This window comes from Hungatella sp. SB206, assembly GCF_051132295.1.
Lineage (GTDB): Bacteria > Bacillota > Clostridia > Lachnospirales > Lachnospiraceae > Hungatella > Hungatella effluvii.
Genome location: NZ_CP096603.1, coordinates 3041882 through 3056041, shown reverse-complemented (window position 1 = coordinate 3056041; position 14160 = coordinate 3041882). Strand labels below are relative to the sequence as shown.

12 protein-coding genes are annotated in these 14160 nt (G+C 49.7%); all 12 read right to left on the bottom strand.

Annotated features, from left to right (window positions below; genetic code table 11):
• Positions 1-31 precede the first annotated feature (31 nt).
• Positions 32-895 (bottom strand): DUF6017 domain-containing protein, encoded by an 864-nt coding sequence (locus M1L66_RS13245; protein WP_055194503.1) that lies wholly within the window; start codon positions 893-895, stop codon positions 32-34.
• 67 nt (positions 896-962) lie between these two features.
• The gene (locus M1L66_RS13240; RefSeq protein WP_005335946.1) at positions 963-1154 is read right to left on the bottom strand and encodes a hypothetical protein; all 192 of its coding nucleotides are present in this window, start codon (positions 1152-1154) and stop codon (positions 963-965) included.
• 23 nt (positions 1155-1177) lie between these two features.
• Positions 1178-1453, bottom strand: a complete 276-nt coding sequence (locus tag M1L66_RS13235) for a DUF5720 family protein (RefSeq protein ID WP_002592134.1) — start codon at positions 1451-1453, stop codon at positions 1178-1180.
• A gap of 12 nt (positions 1454-1465) precedes the next feature.
• Entirely contained in the window at positions 1466-2392 is a 927-nt protein-coding gene (locus tag M1L66_RS13230; RefSeq protein WP_434693494.1) for a ParB/RepB/Spo0J family partition protein, read from the bottom strand.
• Positions 2349-3170, bottom strand: a complete 822-nt coding sequence (locus M1L66_RS13225) for a ParA family protein (protein WP_008396279.1) — start codon at positions 3168-3170, stop codon at positions 2349-2351. The genes M1L66_RS13230 and M1L66_RS13225 overlap by 44 nt, the downstream gene beginning before the upstream one ends.
• 119 nt (positions 3171-3289) lie before the next feature.
• A complete protein-coding gene (rlmD, locus tag M1L66_RS13220; protein WP_434693490.1) occupies positions 3290-4960 on the bottom strand; it encodes a 23S rRNA (uracil(1939)-C(5))-methyltransferase RlmD in 1671 nt (556 codons plus the stop codon).
• 155 nt (positions 4961-5115) lie between these two features.
• A complete protein-coding gene (locus tag M1L66_RS13215; RefSeq protein WP_002600022.1) occupies positions 5116-5409 on the bottom strand; it encodes a hypothetical protein in 294 nt (97 codons plus the stop codon).
• A gap of 306 nt (positions 5410-5715) precedes the next feature.
• Entirely contained in the window at positions 5716-8094 is a 2379-nt protein-coding gene (locus M1L66_RS13210; RefSeq protein WP_187020736.1) for an ATP-dependent helicase, read from the bottom strand.
• 25 nt (positions 8095-8119) lie between these two features.
• Positions 8120-8986, bottom strand: coding sequence for a patatin-like phospholipase family protein (locus tag M1L66_RS13205; RefSeq protein WP_434693486.1), 867 nt, complete (start codon positions 8984-8986; stop codon positions 8120-8122).
• 198 nt (positions 8987-9184) lie between these two features.
• Positions 9185-10960, bottom strand: a complete 1776-nt coding sequence (locus M1L66_RS13200) for an ABC transporter ATP-binding protein (protein WP_187020739.1) — start codon at positions 10958-10960, stop codon at positions 9185-9187.
• Entirely contained in the window at positions 10951-12678 is a 1728-nt protein-coding gene (locus M1L66_RS13195) for an ABC transporter ATP-binding protein (RefSeq protein ID WP_434693482.1), read from the bottom strand. The genes M1L66_RS13200 and M1L66_RS13195 overlap by 10 nt, the downstream gene beginning before the upstream one ends.
• Positions 12679-13087: 409 nt before the next feature.
• Positions 13088-14035, bottom strand: a complete 948-nt coding sequence (locus M1L66_RS13190; RefSeq protein ID WP_434693480.1) for a DUF5688 family protein — start codon at positions 14033-14035, stop codon at positions 13088-13090.
• Between the last annotated feature and the right edge of the window lie 125 nt (positions 14036-14160).

Sequence of the window (14160 nt, the reverse complement as noted above, 5' to 3'; positions counted from 1 at the left end):
GTGCCTCCTTTGGCATGATAAAAGGCGGCCTTTACCAGCCGCCTGCGTGCATATCGTGGTTGACCAATGAAGTGAAGTGATTATTCATGGTGGTAGGCGCATTGAACAGCACCGCAAGCAGGTACTGCTTCATGTTGCGTACCTGGGTGGTGTTCTTTTGCAGACAGTCCATGACAAACTCGATGTGGGAGCTGTCCAGTTTCAAAAAACGGGAACGCACGATCTCGTGAGGAAAGTCTGCCCCAGAGATCCGGGTGGTCTTTCGTCTGGCACAGACCGTTTCTACCAACAGCTCTACGATCTCATTCAGGTCATCCAGGTAGAGAGGATAACGCTGCTTCAGACAGTCATACTCGATATTCTCCAAAATCAATTCCCGATAATTTTCTATCTCTGTGACAGACATCGCATCTCTTCCTTTCCGTTCCGGCGGTCTTGCCGCCGCTGTTTCCCGGAAGGGAATGGAATCGGTACTTGATCCATAAGTAATTGATTTTTCTGTATTTGATTTCTCTATATTTAATTCTGCGGGCTTTTCCGTATCCGGTTTATCCATATACGGGTTTTCCGTATCTGGTGAATCCGTATCCGGTTTTCTAAGCTGTGGCTGCTCGTATATGACATACTCTGTATCGCTGATGCGTCCCTGCCGGTCACGCAGCTTGTGCCGCACAATGTAACCGGCAGCCTCCAATTCCCGCAACGCAGCGCCTATGGCATCCACGCCCTCCTTACAGATCTTTGCAAGACCACGGGTGGTGTAATTCCAGTCCTCTGGCAAAGACAGCATCATGGAAAGCAGCCCCTTGGCTTTTAACGACAGGTTTGCATTTCGTAAATGATGATTGCTCATCACGGTATAATCACGGGTCCGTTCAATACGAAAAACGGCCATCGACCTCACTCCTTCCGAATTTTGGGTACAAAAAAACCGCAATCCTCATTCCAAAGAATTGCGGTGTTCAACACTTTTCAAATTTTCTTGCATAGAACCAAAACAGCGGCTTTCGAGGACGCGCCTCTGTAAATGGCTCCTCCTGGGCGAAAGGAAGTGTTTGCATCACTCGGTCAATATCCGTTGAATCCATGTCATGCTGAGATTTGCAATCTTCCCGGATTGCTTCTTGAATTTCCTTTACCGTACACATAGTCATTCCTTTCCTTTCGTTGTATGGGTTTATGAGCGGCGGCGTTTTCCCGGTTTGAAATCGAGGATATGTCCCTCAATCACACGAGCGTAACGCTTGATCTTAATCTCCCGGCGCTGCTGGCTTTGCAGGGCAGCCTGATACCCGTCCTCGGTCAAAAACAGCCGCATTTCCTCTCCGGGGCTGCCGTAAGCTGTGCTGGGACGCAGGACGGAAAACTCAATCATCCAGCGGGTGTTATCCCAAAACCTCTCTACGGCGAGAATGTTGTGTCCTTTCAGCTCGCGGGCTGAAATATCCCTCATAGGCGGCTCCTTTCATCGTTCCTGATCTCTCTGACGCTTTTTCTGCCATGCCTCCAGCAGCTTGATGATGGTTTCCTGCATCCGCTGGGGCGTATAGCTTTTAGGGAAATACTTTCGCAAGGTGTCAGAGGTAAATGTCACTCGGTCCAGATCGCTTTTCTTTTCCTCACCCATGATGACACGCATCATATCGAGGGTCAGATGCCCCTCCTGACTGTATTTTTTGAGCCGCTGAGCTTGAGAAAGAGAAGGGGTAGCCTGTTCGCTGTCCATCGCGTCCAACAGGTCTACCTGTTCCTCCTTTTTGAGAAAGGACAGCTCATAGGCAGGGTTCAGGGCAATCTTCTTTTCATCCACCATATCCATCAATTCAGGAATCAGCTCTGTCAGACGGATATAGCGCTGAACTTGATTTCTGCTTGAACCAGCCTGCTGAGCCAATATTTCATCGGCTCTCAACTTCGTCCCAACTTGGGACGAAGTTAAATCAACTCGCTCTCCCTGATGTTTCATGGCATCCAGCTTCATCTTGTAGGCAAATGCTCTTTCACTGGGGAGCAGAATTTCTCGTTGCAGGTTGCTGTCAACCATAATGATCGTGGCGGCATCATCATCCAAATCCCGAACAATGACCGGCATGGTCTCCTTTTCTGCCAGCTCACTGGCTCTGTGCCGCCTGTGTCCGGCTACCAGCTCATAACCACCCTCCGGGTCAGGACGGGCAATCGCAGGAACCAGCACACCATACTGCTTGATACTGTCTGCGGTTTCCATCATTGCTTCGTCATCCTTGACTTTGAATGGATGCCCTTTGAACGGGTGCAGTTCCGACAGCGGGATTTCTACTATTTTTTCTCTCTGAGCATCGGCACGGCTCTCCTCCGTAGAAAACAGATCATCTACCGATGCCAGCTCTACTTTTTTCGCGCTGCTTTTCAAGTTTCAACACCTCCTTCGTCAGATTTCGATACCCCTCTGCCACCTTGCCGCCAGGGTCATGGGCGAAAATACTTTTTCCCTCTGCACTAATTTCCTTTGCCCGGACAGAATGGGGGATTTCCGTTCCAAAGACTTTGATTTTACTTCCATAGGTGTCCCGCAGCAAAGCAGCAATCTCTTTGGCAAAGTTGGTGCGGTTATCCACCATCGTCAGCAGGATACCGTCAATCTGGAGCTTTGGATTGATCTGCCGTTTCACCTTACTGACCGTAGATAGAAGCTGTTCCAACCCTTTGGCGGGCAGATACTCTGCCTGAACGGGAATTATGATCCTGTTCGCAGCCGCCAGCGCATTGACCGTAAGCATCCCCAACGAGGGCTGACAGTCAATCAGGATATGGGAATATTGTCCCTTCAGTGTGTCCAGGTATTGCCGTAAAATTGTTTCACGGCTCATGGCGTTTACCAGAGAAACCTCCATACCGGAAAGCTGAATATCCGCAGGCATCAGGTCAACGCCTTCTGCATGATGCAGAATACCTTCTCCGGGGCGTATAGGATGATCCATCAGAATTTTGCCCATTGCATCCGACAGTGTAAATGGCAGCTTGTCCGGTTGCGGATTTCCCAAGCTTATTGTCAGGCTTCCTTGTGGGTCCCCGTCGATCAGAAGCACTTTCTTTCCGGCCTGTGCCAGACCTATTCCCAAGTTCGCACAGGTTGTTGTTTTGCCAACGCCGCCTTTCTGGTTGGCGATGGCGATGATTTGCGTGTTCAAATAAACCTCCTCCTTCTACAAAAAATATCCCTATTACGAAAAATAGGGATGAAAAAAGCCGCTTACTCAAATAAATGAATAAACGGCTATGTAAGAAATATTCGATTGTAAGTAAAGTTTTATATCACTGCAAAATAACGAAGTGCATCTTTGATTGCTTCGACCTTTTCTGGTGTCGGATGTTTCCTCGGCTGTTTCAATTCTTCTACCGCATTAGGAGCATCATACATCGGCAATCCCAAATTTCGCTTTACCTCTGCGATATATGCGGTATGTACCTTGAAGCCGTATTTCGCTTCTATGTACTCCTTAATCATTTTGTAGGTCACTTTTTCTTTGGGCTTATACGCTTCGGCTCTTTTAGCAATACTATCTACCGGAATCTTGCCCTCGCCCTCTCCAAACTCCACATCAATGTGGATATAACTGTCGGCTTTTTTGTGGGATAAAAGAACTACCGTCTCGACATTCCCCGTCCCCGGAAACATATCCACCGCACAAACCTTCTCCACCTGATACCCTCTCTCCTGGAACACCACCAGATCCCTCACCAGGCTCGTAGGCTTACAGGAAATATACACAATTCTCTTCACTCCATAGTCGATGATCTTCCCCAGCGCCTTCGGATGAATTCCGTCTCTCGGCGGGTCAAGAATAATCAAATCCGGTTTTTCCCCGATATCATCGATAACCTTCAAAACGTCTCCTGCGATAAACTCACAGTTATCCAGCCCGTTCATCCGCGCATTCTCCTTCGCGGCCTCCACGGCTTCTTCCACGATCTCTACTCCGACCACCTTTTTGGCGACCGGCGCGATCATCTGAGCGATGGTACCCGTCCCACTGTATAAGTCAAACACGACCATGTCTTTCGTATCACCGACATAGCTTCTCGCCTTATCGTACAGCACCTCGGCCCCCAGTGAATTCGTCTGGAAGAAGGAAAACGGAGATATCTTAAACTTTAACCCCAGCAACTCTTCATAGAAATAGTCCTGTCCATACAGAATATCGGTCCTGTCATTCTTCACCGCATCGGACAGACTATCATTCCACGTATGAAGAATACCAACGATCCGGCCGCTTAACGGAAGGGAAAGCAGCAGCTCCGCAAATGGCTTCAAATCCGGATCCTCCTGGCTTGTCGTCACTAAATCCACCAGAATCTCCCCTGTCTTAACCGCGCGGCGCACCAGAAGATGGCGTAAATAACCCGTATGCTGCATCTTTTTATAAAATCCCAGCCCCAGCTTCTCAAAATACTCTTTAGAGGCCTTTAAAATCTCACAAAAATCCGGATTCACGATCTGACACTCTGTGGTAGTCACCACATCATAAAAGCTTCCGCGCCGGTGCATCCCCAGTGCCATCGGACCGTCCTTAAACTCATCGCCAAATGAGAACTCCATCTTATTACGGTATCCGCCGGACTGCGGACTTCCCAAAATCCCCTCAAACTCATAGGAATCGCAGACACTGTCCAGCAGGCTCTTAACCTGCTTTTCCTTTATCTCCAGCTGCTTCTCATAAGGGATTGTCTGGTAAATACAGCCGCCGCAGGCGCCGAAATGGACACACGGCTTTTCCGCGGTCTCCAGAGGTGACTTTTCCACCACCTCAACGATCTTTCCTTCCAGCCGTCCGCCCCGCTTCTTCGTAATCATCACGGACACCTTCTGTCCCGGAAGTGCATGCTTCACTGTAATCTTTCCGGATTCCGTCACCAGTGTCCCTTTATCCGGAAAATCGAATTTCTCTATAGTACCTTCATATATCTCGCCTTTTTTCACGTCATCTGCTCCTGTTCTCGTTTATTCCCGCAAGCAACGAGCCAATCATCCAACATCGTTCCTCACTGCCCTCATTCCTCACCGCTCCCGCCCCGACAGCGTCAAAAAGCGTGTCTCAATCGCTGAGGCACGCTTCTTTTTTCTAAATGTCCTTCTTACTGTTCAGAACCCTCGCCCGGTGTATCGTCTTCGAAGAAATCATCATCGAAATCATCGTCGAAATCATCTTCAAAATCCTCTAAATAATCCGGTGTGAAGAAACGGTAAACCGCATACGCAATGCCGGCGACTGCCGCTACAGCACCAATGATGGCAAGTATCCATAGAATACAGTTTTTCTTCTTTTCGTCTTCTTCTCTCTTGTGCAGCAACTCGTTCAGTCTGCTTGAATTCACGAGTTCCTCTACTCTGTTCATAGCTTCTTTGCTCATCGTATCGAATCTGTTCATATCATCCACGTCCTTTCTGAGAGCCTATTCCATAAAAAATATGCGGCAGAAACGAAATCTTTCTGTCTGTCGTTCTTATTATACCATCATCTTTATGCTTTTACTATCTTTTTTGATTATTTTTATTTATTTCAATTTTTAACCGGTTACAGTTCACTCCCCACCAGGGGCACCGCAGTCCGGTTCAACCGGGCTGCGGTGCCCCTGGTGGGGAGTGAACTGTAACTTTTAATCGTAATGCTTCAGATGGCTCACATTCTTGACCGGAAAGGCCAGTCGAGAAACCATATTCCCACGACCATCTGATCAGATCGGTTTCAGCTTCGCAAAGGACGCAAACATCTTCTTAATCCCCGCCTTGTCAAAACAGACGGTTACCTCGTAGTCTTTTCCGCCATCCTTTATCTCCACCACATTTCCCTCGCCGAACTTTACATGGCGGACGCGGTCGCCTTCCTTATAATCAAGAGCGCCTGATTTCTCTACGGTAAATGCCTTGCCAAACGCCGGTTTCTGAACCGGTGACGCAGTCTTTGACGCATAGGCATTGCTGCCCGGCCCGAAGCTGCTGACACCCGCGGCCTTATTTCCCCAGGTCGTCGGTCTCTGGCCGCCGGACGCACCGCCTCCGTTACCCGTTCCGCCGCTTCCGGAACCGCCCCAGGAACTGCCGCCTCTGGCATTTCCTCCGCCCTGGCCCCAGGGCAGGTCACTGTCATCAAAGTCCGAAGATTTCCGGAACGGGGAAAGCCTCGGTTCCAGCTTATCACATTCCAGCAAATCGGCCGGAATCTCTTCGACGAACCGGCTGGTCTTTGAGTAACGGGTCTCCCCGTTGATCATTCGCTGTTTAGCTCCCGTCAGCATCAGGAAATCCTGCGCCCTGGTAATTCCAACGTAGCAGAGACGCCGCTCTTCCTCGATCTCCTCCTTGTCATCCGAGGAAATCGACATCATACTCGGGAACAGTCCATCCTCCATACCACTTAAATACACCCGCGGGAACTCCAGTCCTTTTGCACTATGTAAGGTCATCAGCGTTACCCTGTTTTCCGAATCATCCATCCGGTCCACATCCGCGACCAATGCAACCTCCTCCAGGAATTCGGAGAGTGTTCCCTCGTCGTGATCCCGCTCAAAACTGACCGCTTTGTTGATCAACTCCTCAATATTCTCTAAACGGGTCTGATACTCGATCTCGCCTTCCGCTTCCAGCTCTTTCTGGTATCCCGACTCATCCAACACATCCTCAATCAGCTCCCGGATCGAGTAGTCCTCATAGCGGATTCTCTCCCTGAAATCCTCGATCAGCGCCGTAAATTTGAGAATCTTATCCGCAGCCTTTCCAAGCCCCGGAACCGCCTGGGCGCGGCAAAATGCGTCATAGATACTGAAATCGTGCTCCGATGCAAACGCCTGGACCTTTCCCACGCTGGTGCCGCCGATCCCCCTCTTCGGAACATTGATAATACGAAGGGCCGACAGATCGTCCCTTCCGTTGTCAATCGTCTTCAAATAGGCCAGAATGTCCTTGATTTCCTTACGCTGATAGAAGTTTACACCTCCCACCATGCGGTACGGCACATTGCGCTGAAGACATTTTTCCTCGATCAGACGGGACTGGGCATTGGTCCGGTAAAGAACCGCGCAGTCCTGGTAGCCGCATTCGCTGTTCTGAATATCGCGCACGATGGCGTCAGCTTCCTCCGCTGCCGTCTCAAACTGCTTATACTGCACCAGAGGCCCTTCCTCGTTAGCCGTCCACAGCGTCTTGGACTTTCTCCCCCGGTTGTGGCGGATCACCTCGTTGGCCGCGTTTAAGATATTCTGGCTGGACCGATAATTCTGTTCCAGCTTAATCACCGAAGCCCCCGGATACGACTTCTCAAAATTCAAAATATTACCGATATTGGCTCCCCGGAATTTATAGATGGACTGGTCGTCATCACCTACCACACAAAGATTTCTGTACTTACCGGCCAGCAGACTTACCAGCTTAAACTGTGCGGTATTCGTATCCTGATACTCGTCCACCATGATATATTTAAAACGCTCCTGGTAATAATCCAGGACCTCCGGATTGTTCTGAAACAGCTCCACCGTCTTCATGATCAGATCATCGAAATCCAGCGCATTATTCTTCTTAAGCTGGCTCTGATACTCCTTATATATCTGAGCCACCTTCTTCTGACGGAAATCGCCTCCCGCATTCAGTTCAAACTCCGCAGCCGTCACCAGTTCATTCTTAGCTGTCGATATAAAGCCCAGCATAGCCCTGTCTTTATAAAGCTTCGGATCGATCTCCAGCGTCTTTAACACCTGCCGCATCAGAGTCCTCTGGTCATCCGAATCATAAATAGTAAAATTCGTCGTATATCCAAGGCTCTCAATATGGCGTCTTAAGATTCTTACGCAGGAGGAGTGGAACGTACTCACCCAGATGCTCTCCGCTCCGAATCCCACGATCTTATCCACACGCTCTCTCATCTCTCCGGCCGCTTTGTTGGTAAAGGTAATCGCCAGGATATTCCACGGATTTACCCCCTTCTCCTCGATCAGATAGGCGATTCGATGGGTCAGCACCCTGGTTTTTCCCGAGCCGGCTCCAGCCAGCACAAGAAGCGGTCCTTCCGTATGGAATACCGCTTCTCTCTGTACTTCATTCAATGTATCGTAAATGCTCATAAACGTGTACCGTCATTTCCTTTCGTCAACCTGTTATTTCGATTCCCAGATATTTTTTGATATCCTCAAGCTGTTCCGTCGCAAGACGGCGCCCGTCTTCGTAGAGTGCTTCCAGCTTCTTTCTGTTCTGTTCCGTTCTCGACACAGTCACCGGTTTGTCGGGACGGATCACGTAGATTCTGCCCGCCTTTTCCAGTTCATCGATCTCTTCCTGCATCCGGTTGTACCGTTCCGGCGCCTCCTCCAGAGCCTTCAAAAGCCGGGGCAGCGGTTTAAAATACCGTTCATACGCCCGTCTCGTCCATTTATCCACAGGCTTTTTCCTGTAGCCCTGATTCCTGGTCAGTATGACAATTACCTTTTCATATCCCTCATCGATAGCCCTCTGATAGGCAATCGGCATAGAACAGCCGCCGTCCAGATATTTCTTCCCTCCCACATCGATCATACGCGACATAATAGGAAGGCTGCTGGAGGCCTTCACCGCCTCTATGAAATTCTCGCACTCCCCTTTTCCGAAATATTCCGGTTTTCCTGTCTTACAGCGGGTAGCAACCACTTCAAACCGCTGCTTCGACGCCTCAAAAGCCTCAAAATCAAATGGAATCAGCGTCTCGCTCAATTCCCCAAACAGAAAATCAAAATTAAAGATCGAACGGTTTTTCACCATACTGCGAAAGCTCATAAACCGTTTATCATTTACGTAATCTAAATCCACCCGGATCGTTCTTCCGATCTGTTTGCTGATATAGCTCATTCCGCACATGGATCCCGCAGAAACGCCATTCACATAGGACATCTCGATCCCCTGTTCCATAAATACATCCAGCACGCCAGCCGAAAATACTCCTCGCAGAGAACCTCCCTCCAGTACTAATGCTCCTTCTGTCATGTCATTCACCTCGCATCCTATTTTATTGCATTTCACCCCGTGGGTCAATCCCTTTATGAAAATCCTCCCCTGTATCTACATTCAGTCTTCATTCCTTCATTCCATTCTCAGATTCCCAACACTTTCCCTTCGCGCTATTCCCCCTACACGAGTTTCCCCGTCATATTGCGTTTTTTACCAGCGAAGCCAGTACACAGCCTACAGAAACTGGCTCTGATACAGCTGATAATAAGCCCCTCTCTTCTCCATCAGCTCCTCATGGCTTCCGGCCTCCATGATATTGCCCTGGTCGATCACGAAAATCCGGTCGGCCTTTCTTATAGTAGAAAGGCGATGGGCAATGACAAAGGACGTACGCCCTTTTAAGAGCGCCTCAATGCCCTTCTGCACCAGCAGCTCCGTGTGAGTGTCGATGCTGGAGGTGGCCTCATCCAGAATCAGGATGCCCGGCTTCGACAGCATGGTTCTGGCAAATGCCAGCAGCTGCCGCTGGCCGATGGAGAGCCGCGCTCCCCTCTCACTGATCTCGGTGTCATAGCCGTGCTCCAGCTTCATGATGAAGTCATGGGCGTTCACCGCCTTGGCAGCTTCGATCATTTCCTCGTCCGTGGCATCCAGGCGGCCGTATTTAATGTTATATTTAATGGTACCGGAAAACAGGAAATTGTCCTGTGTCATGATCCCCATCTGGCTTCTCAGACTCTTCAGCGTCACCTTCCTGATATCGTAGCCGTCAATCAGTACCCGCCCGTCTGTCGCCTCGTAAAAACGGCTGAGCAGATTCACAATCGTCGTCTTGCCCGCTCCCGTGGGGCCTACCAGCGCGATGGTCTCCCCCTGGCGTATATGGAAGTTTACATCCTTAAGGATCATGCGTTCCGGCTCATCATCATACGCGAAGGAAACGTGTTCAAAATCCACTGTCCCCTCAATATCCGGCAGTTCCTCCGCTCCCTCACAGTCACGGATTCCCGCTTCCGTATCGATGATGTCGAAAATACGCTCCGCCGCCGATATGTTGGTTGTCAGCTTATTATAAAAATTGGCAAGGTTCCGGATCGGACTCCAGAACATGGCAATATAGGTAGAAAACGCGAGAAACGTACCGATGCCGACCTCGCCCACACCGATGATGCGGATGCCGATAAAATACAGCAGAAATCCGCCGAGCCCCCAGGTGATCTCCACCACCGGGCCGAATCCGTCCGCCACAACAACGGCGTCGATAAATGCCTGGTAATGCTGCTTAACCAGATCGTAAAACACGGCTCTCGTCTCCCGCTCCGCCGCAAAGCTCTGAATCACCCGGATACCGGAAAGATCCTCATGCACGTAGGCATTTAAATTAGAAGTCTTTTTTCTGTAGATCTGCCACCGCTTATGGGCCGTCGTCTCAATGACCAGCATTCCCACCACCAGAATCGGGAGGGTCAGCAAGGCCGCCATGGCCAGCCGGTAGTTCTTAATCAGCATGATGACCGCGACGCAGACCACGGTAATTAAGTCCGGAATCAGCTGAGTCACGCTGTCTGACAGCACATCCTTTAAGGAATTCACATCTCCGATAATTCTAGCCAGTATTTTTCCGGTGGGACGGCTGTCGAAAAATCCGAAGCTCAGCGTCTGAATATGGCGGTACAGCTCATCTCTGATATTTAGAAGGACCTGGTTTGACACGTCCGACATGATGTACATACGGATCTTGGTCCCCACCAGGAAAAAAAGAAACATGACCACGGCCAGAGCCCCCAGCTTCAGAAGTCCCTTCACATCTCCGGACGCCACACAGACGTTGATGGCATACTCCATCATAATGGGCGTCGCCATGCTGATGGCAATGGTTCCAGCCATAATGAGAAGCACTACCGATATTTGCTTTTTATAGACCAGAAGGTACTTAAACAATCGGATGAGCGTATCCTTTTTCAGTACTTCCTTCTGTTCTTCGTCGATTCTGCTTGTATTTACTGACATGACTGCTCCTCCTCTCCATACTGTACCTGATAAGTCCTGTAATACTGCCCCTTTTTCGCCATCAGCTCCTCGTGGGTGCCGCGTTCTATGATTCTTCCGCCCTCCAGAATCAGAATTTCATCCGCATGGCGGACGGCGGAAATCCGGTGGGCGATGATGATCTTGGAACTGTCCTTCTGCGTCTTTAAACGGCGCTCAATCTCCTTCTCTGTCTCCATATCGAGTGCCGACGTGGAGTCATCGAGGATCAGAAGCGGCGTTCTCTTTGCGATCGCCCTGGCAATACTGATTCTCTGCTTCTGGCCGCCGGAAAGTCCGACGCCCCGCTCTCCAATCACGGTATCGTACTTTTCTCCCAGATTCATAATGAAATCATGGGCCTCCGCGCAGATGGACGCTTCCTCCACGCTCTCCCACTCGGTTGCATCCCGGTTTCCAGTCTTAATATTGTCCGTGATCGTGTCGGAGAACAAGAATACATCCTGCATAACCACCGTGGTCTGGCTCCTTAAAAGAGTCAGCGGCAGCTTCCGGATATCGATGCCGTCCAGCAGAACTTCTCCGTTTGTCACGTCGTAGAATCTCTGGGTTAAATTGACGATGGAGGTCTTTCCGGAACCGGTCACTCCCATGATTCCCAGCGTCTTTCCCTTCGGCAGGGTAAAATCGATGTCTGTCAGAATCCTCGAACCATATAAATCAAAATCCACATGCTTGAACTGAAGCTTTCCCTCGATCTTTTCAGGAACTACAGGCGCCTCCGGTTCCTTGATGTCCGGCTTCTGGGCCATGATCCGTTTGATCTTCTTATTGGAAGCCATGGCCGCAGCAAAATCATTGCTGAGCCAGCCAACCATCTCCATCGGCCAGATAATATTGTTGGCGTACTCCGAAAATGCGCCCAGTTCTCCGATGGTGATCCGTTTCTGAATTACCATGATGCCGCCGACTACGATGATCGCCATCAGCATCACCTTGGAAAGAAAGGAGACATTGGGCTGATACTTTACAATCAGCTTTGCCTGCTCCATATTTAAATCGTAATACCGCTTGTTGTGGCGTTTAAACCGGTCAATCTCATAATCTTCTCTCGCAAACGCCTTCACGGTCCGCACGCCCGCTAAATTCTCCTGGGCCACGGTGTTGAGCTCCGCGGTCTGCTCACTGATCTTGTCGTAGACCTGGCCGAGACCATTCTCCATCTTTAAGCCGTACCAGGCAATTACCGGCATAACGAGCAGCGGAATCACCGTCAGCACCGGGCTTAAGCGGAACATGCAGGTCATGATAATCACTGTGTGAATGGTACATTCGATGATCAGCATTCCGACAAAGCCCATGGCATTCCAGATTCGGTCCACATCGTCCTTGACACGCGCCATCAGCTCACCGGTGTTATGGCTGTCGAAATATCCCATGGACAGCGTCTGGATATGGTCGAAAAGATCCTTTCTCAAGCTGCTCCCGATCCCCGACGCCGAATAATCAAAGATAAATTCCTTCATGTACTGGAAAATGGCTCTTCCAAAGCCGATTCCCAGAAGCCCCAGCAGCAGGCGCATAAGCATCTCCATCTTGCCGCCGACGATGACATCGTCAATGATGTGTCTCGTAATCTGAGGCGACGCCGCATCCAGCAGAATACTCACTACCATGGCCGCTATGGCCACCACATACAGGATCCCGTACTTTTTTACATACTTCCCTAAATTCCTCATGTTGCTCCCCCTTTGTCTATACTGTGCCATATCAAGTCAATCGCAGTCCAAAACGCGTTAAAAATTGCCTGGTCTGCGAATTACCGCAAAAAACAGGAAAAAGCCGTCAAAAACAGCAAATTGCGGCTTTTGACGGCTTTTCACCATAAAAATAACCGCAGTCCAGTTCAGACTGCGGCATAGTTACTCAAATTCAAATAGCAAACTGACTTCCATACGAAATAATGGCTGATCAGAGACCGAATTCTTTCCTGAGGCAGACTGACTGATTGTTATTGTTTATAATTCCACTGCTAATTGTACGAGATTTCATATTTCTGCCTCCTTTTCCTTTAATCGGTAATCTAGATACTAGAATACTGCCACTTTTCCGTTCTGTCAAGCACTTTCTGTTTTTCATGATCAGCTCTCAATATTCCAGTACAACTTCGATCCTGTCTTTCCCGCGGTTGTAATAGTAAACCTTCTCAGATAAAAAGTCGTCATCCGACGGCATCTCCCTGTTAAGATCCTTTAAACTCTCCCGTATCGTCTCCGGATAAACCTTTTCACAGTTATGGATCGCTGCCTCGTGCATGCTGGTAAACGCGATGTACAAATCGTTCCCCATCATTTCTCCCAGCCGCTTCGCCACGCCAGGCAGAAAGATGGCCACCGCTCCGTTGATCTGACTCTTAGTCGTGACGAACGTGGCGCAGGCGCCGCCATCCATACGGACGCTGCTATCCCGTTCCATAAAAATACCGTAGTCCTCATCCTCAAACCGTTCGACGTCCAGCCAGTTGAAGAGACGCGGCGGAAACAGCCTGTATGTATTCTCCATGGCGTCCTTCATCACCTGTTCCCGGATTCTGTTCCATCCGTCAAATACCACCTTCGGCACCATGGAGCTCGTGTACAGTCCGCTGAAATTCCCGATGCTCACATAGAGTGTCAGCGCAATATCCCCCGTCACCTCGCAAACGCCTTCTTCCAGCTTCTCTGCATTCTTCTCATAGTTCAGAGGGCGGATAACCAGATACTCCCGAATGGACTCATAATCCTCCATATGCCCCAGCGGACTGCTCTTCTCAATCTCCCGGCATCGTTCCAGACAGTCGGAAGCCTCTGACAGCAGCTCCTCCATGGTTTTCCCCAGCCGGAAATCCTGGTAGATCTCCGCCATATGGAACCGCTGGATATGGATCCCGGGACCGTCCCCTCTCAACTCCACCACCAGTAAATCCTCCGGTTCTTCTTCCTCACCGTCTTTTTGCAGCGTAACCTTTGCGCCCCACTCCTCTGTCATCAGAATCAGAAACGCCCGAAACTGCTCCACAAACTCCAAATACTCTTTTGTTTCTCTCTCTTTTTTCATCGTGCATTGCCCTTCTCTTTCTTAAATTTCCTGTAATCATGAGAATTTCATGGATTAAAGGATTTGTAAGGGAATTTAAAAATGCCCGGCATTTCGTGGAAATACGCGCAGCCCTCCACCATCAG

Excerpts from the sequence above, each read along its gene's own strand:
- M1L66_RS13245 (WP_055194503.1), bottom strand. The coding sequence starts at position 895 with ATGGCCGTTTTTCGTATTGAACGGACCCGTGATTATACCGTGATGAGC.
- M1L66_RS13215 (WP_002600022.1), bottom strand. The coding sequence starts at position 5,409 with ATGAACAGATTCGATACGATGAGCAAAGAAGCTATGAACAGAGTAGAG.
- M1L66_RS13210 (WP_187020736.1), bottom strand. The coding sequence starts at position 8,094 with ATGAGCATTTACGATACATTGAATGAAGTACAGAGAGAAGCGGTATTC.
- M1L66_RS13205 (WP_434693486.1), bottom strand. The coding sequence starts at position 8,986 with ATGACAGAAGGAGCATTAGTACTGGAGGGAGGTTCTCTGCGAGGAGTA.
- M1L66_RS13200 (WP_187020739.1), bottom strand. The coding sequence starts at position 10,960 with ATGTCAGTAAATACAAGCAGAATCGACGAAGAACAGAAGGAAGTACTG.
- M1L66_RS13195 (WP_434693482.1), bottom strand. The coding sequence starts at position 12,678 with ATGAGGAATTTAGGGAAGTATGTAAAAAAGTACGGGATCCTGTATGTG.
- M1L66_RS13190 (WP_434693480.1), bottom strand. The coding sequence starts at position 14,035 with ATGAAAAAAGAGAGAGAAACAAAAGAGTATTTGGAGTTTGTGGAGCAG.
- M1L66_RS13240 (WP_005335946.1), bottom strand. The coding sequence starts at position 1,154 with ATGACTATGTGTACGGTAAAGGAAATTCAAGAAGCAATCCGGGAAGAT.
- M1L66_RS13235 (WP_002592134.1), bottom strand. The coding sequence starts at position 1,453 with ATGAGGGATATTTCAGCCCGCGAGCTGAAAGGACACAACATTCTCGCC.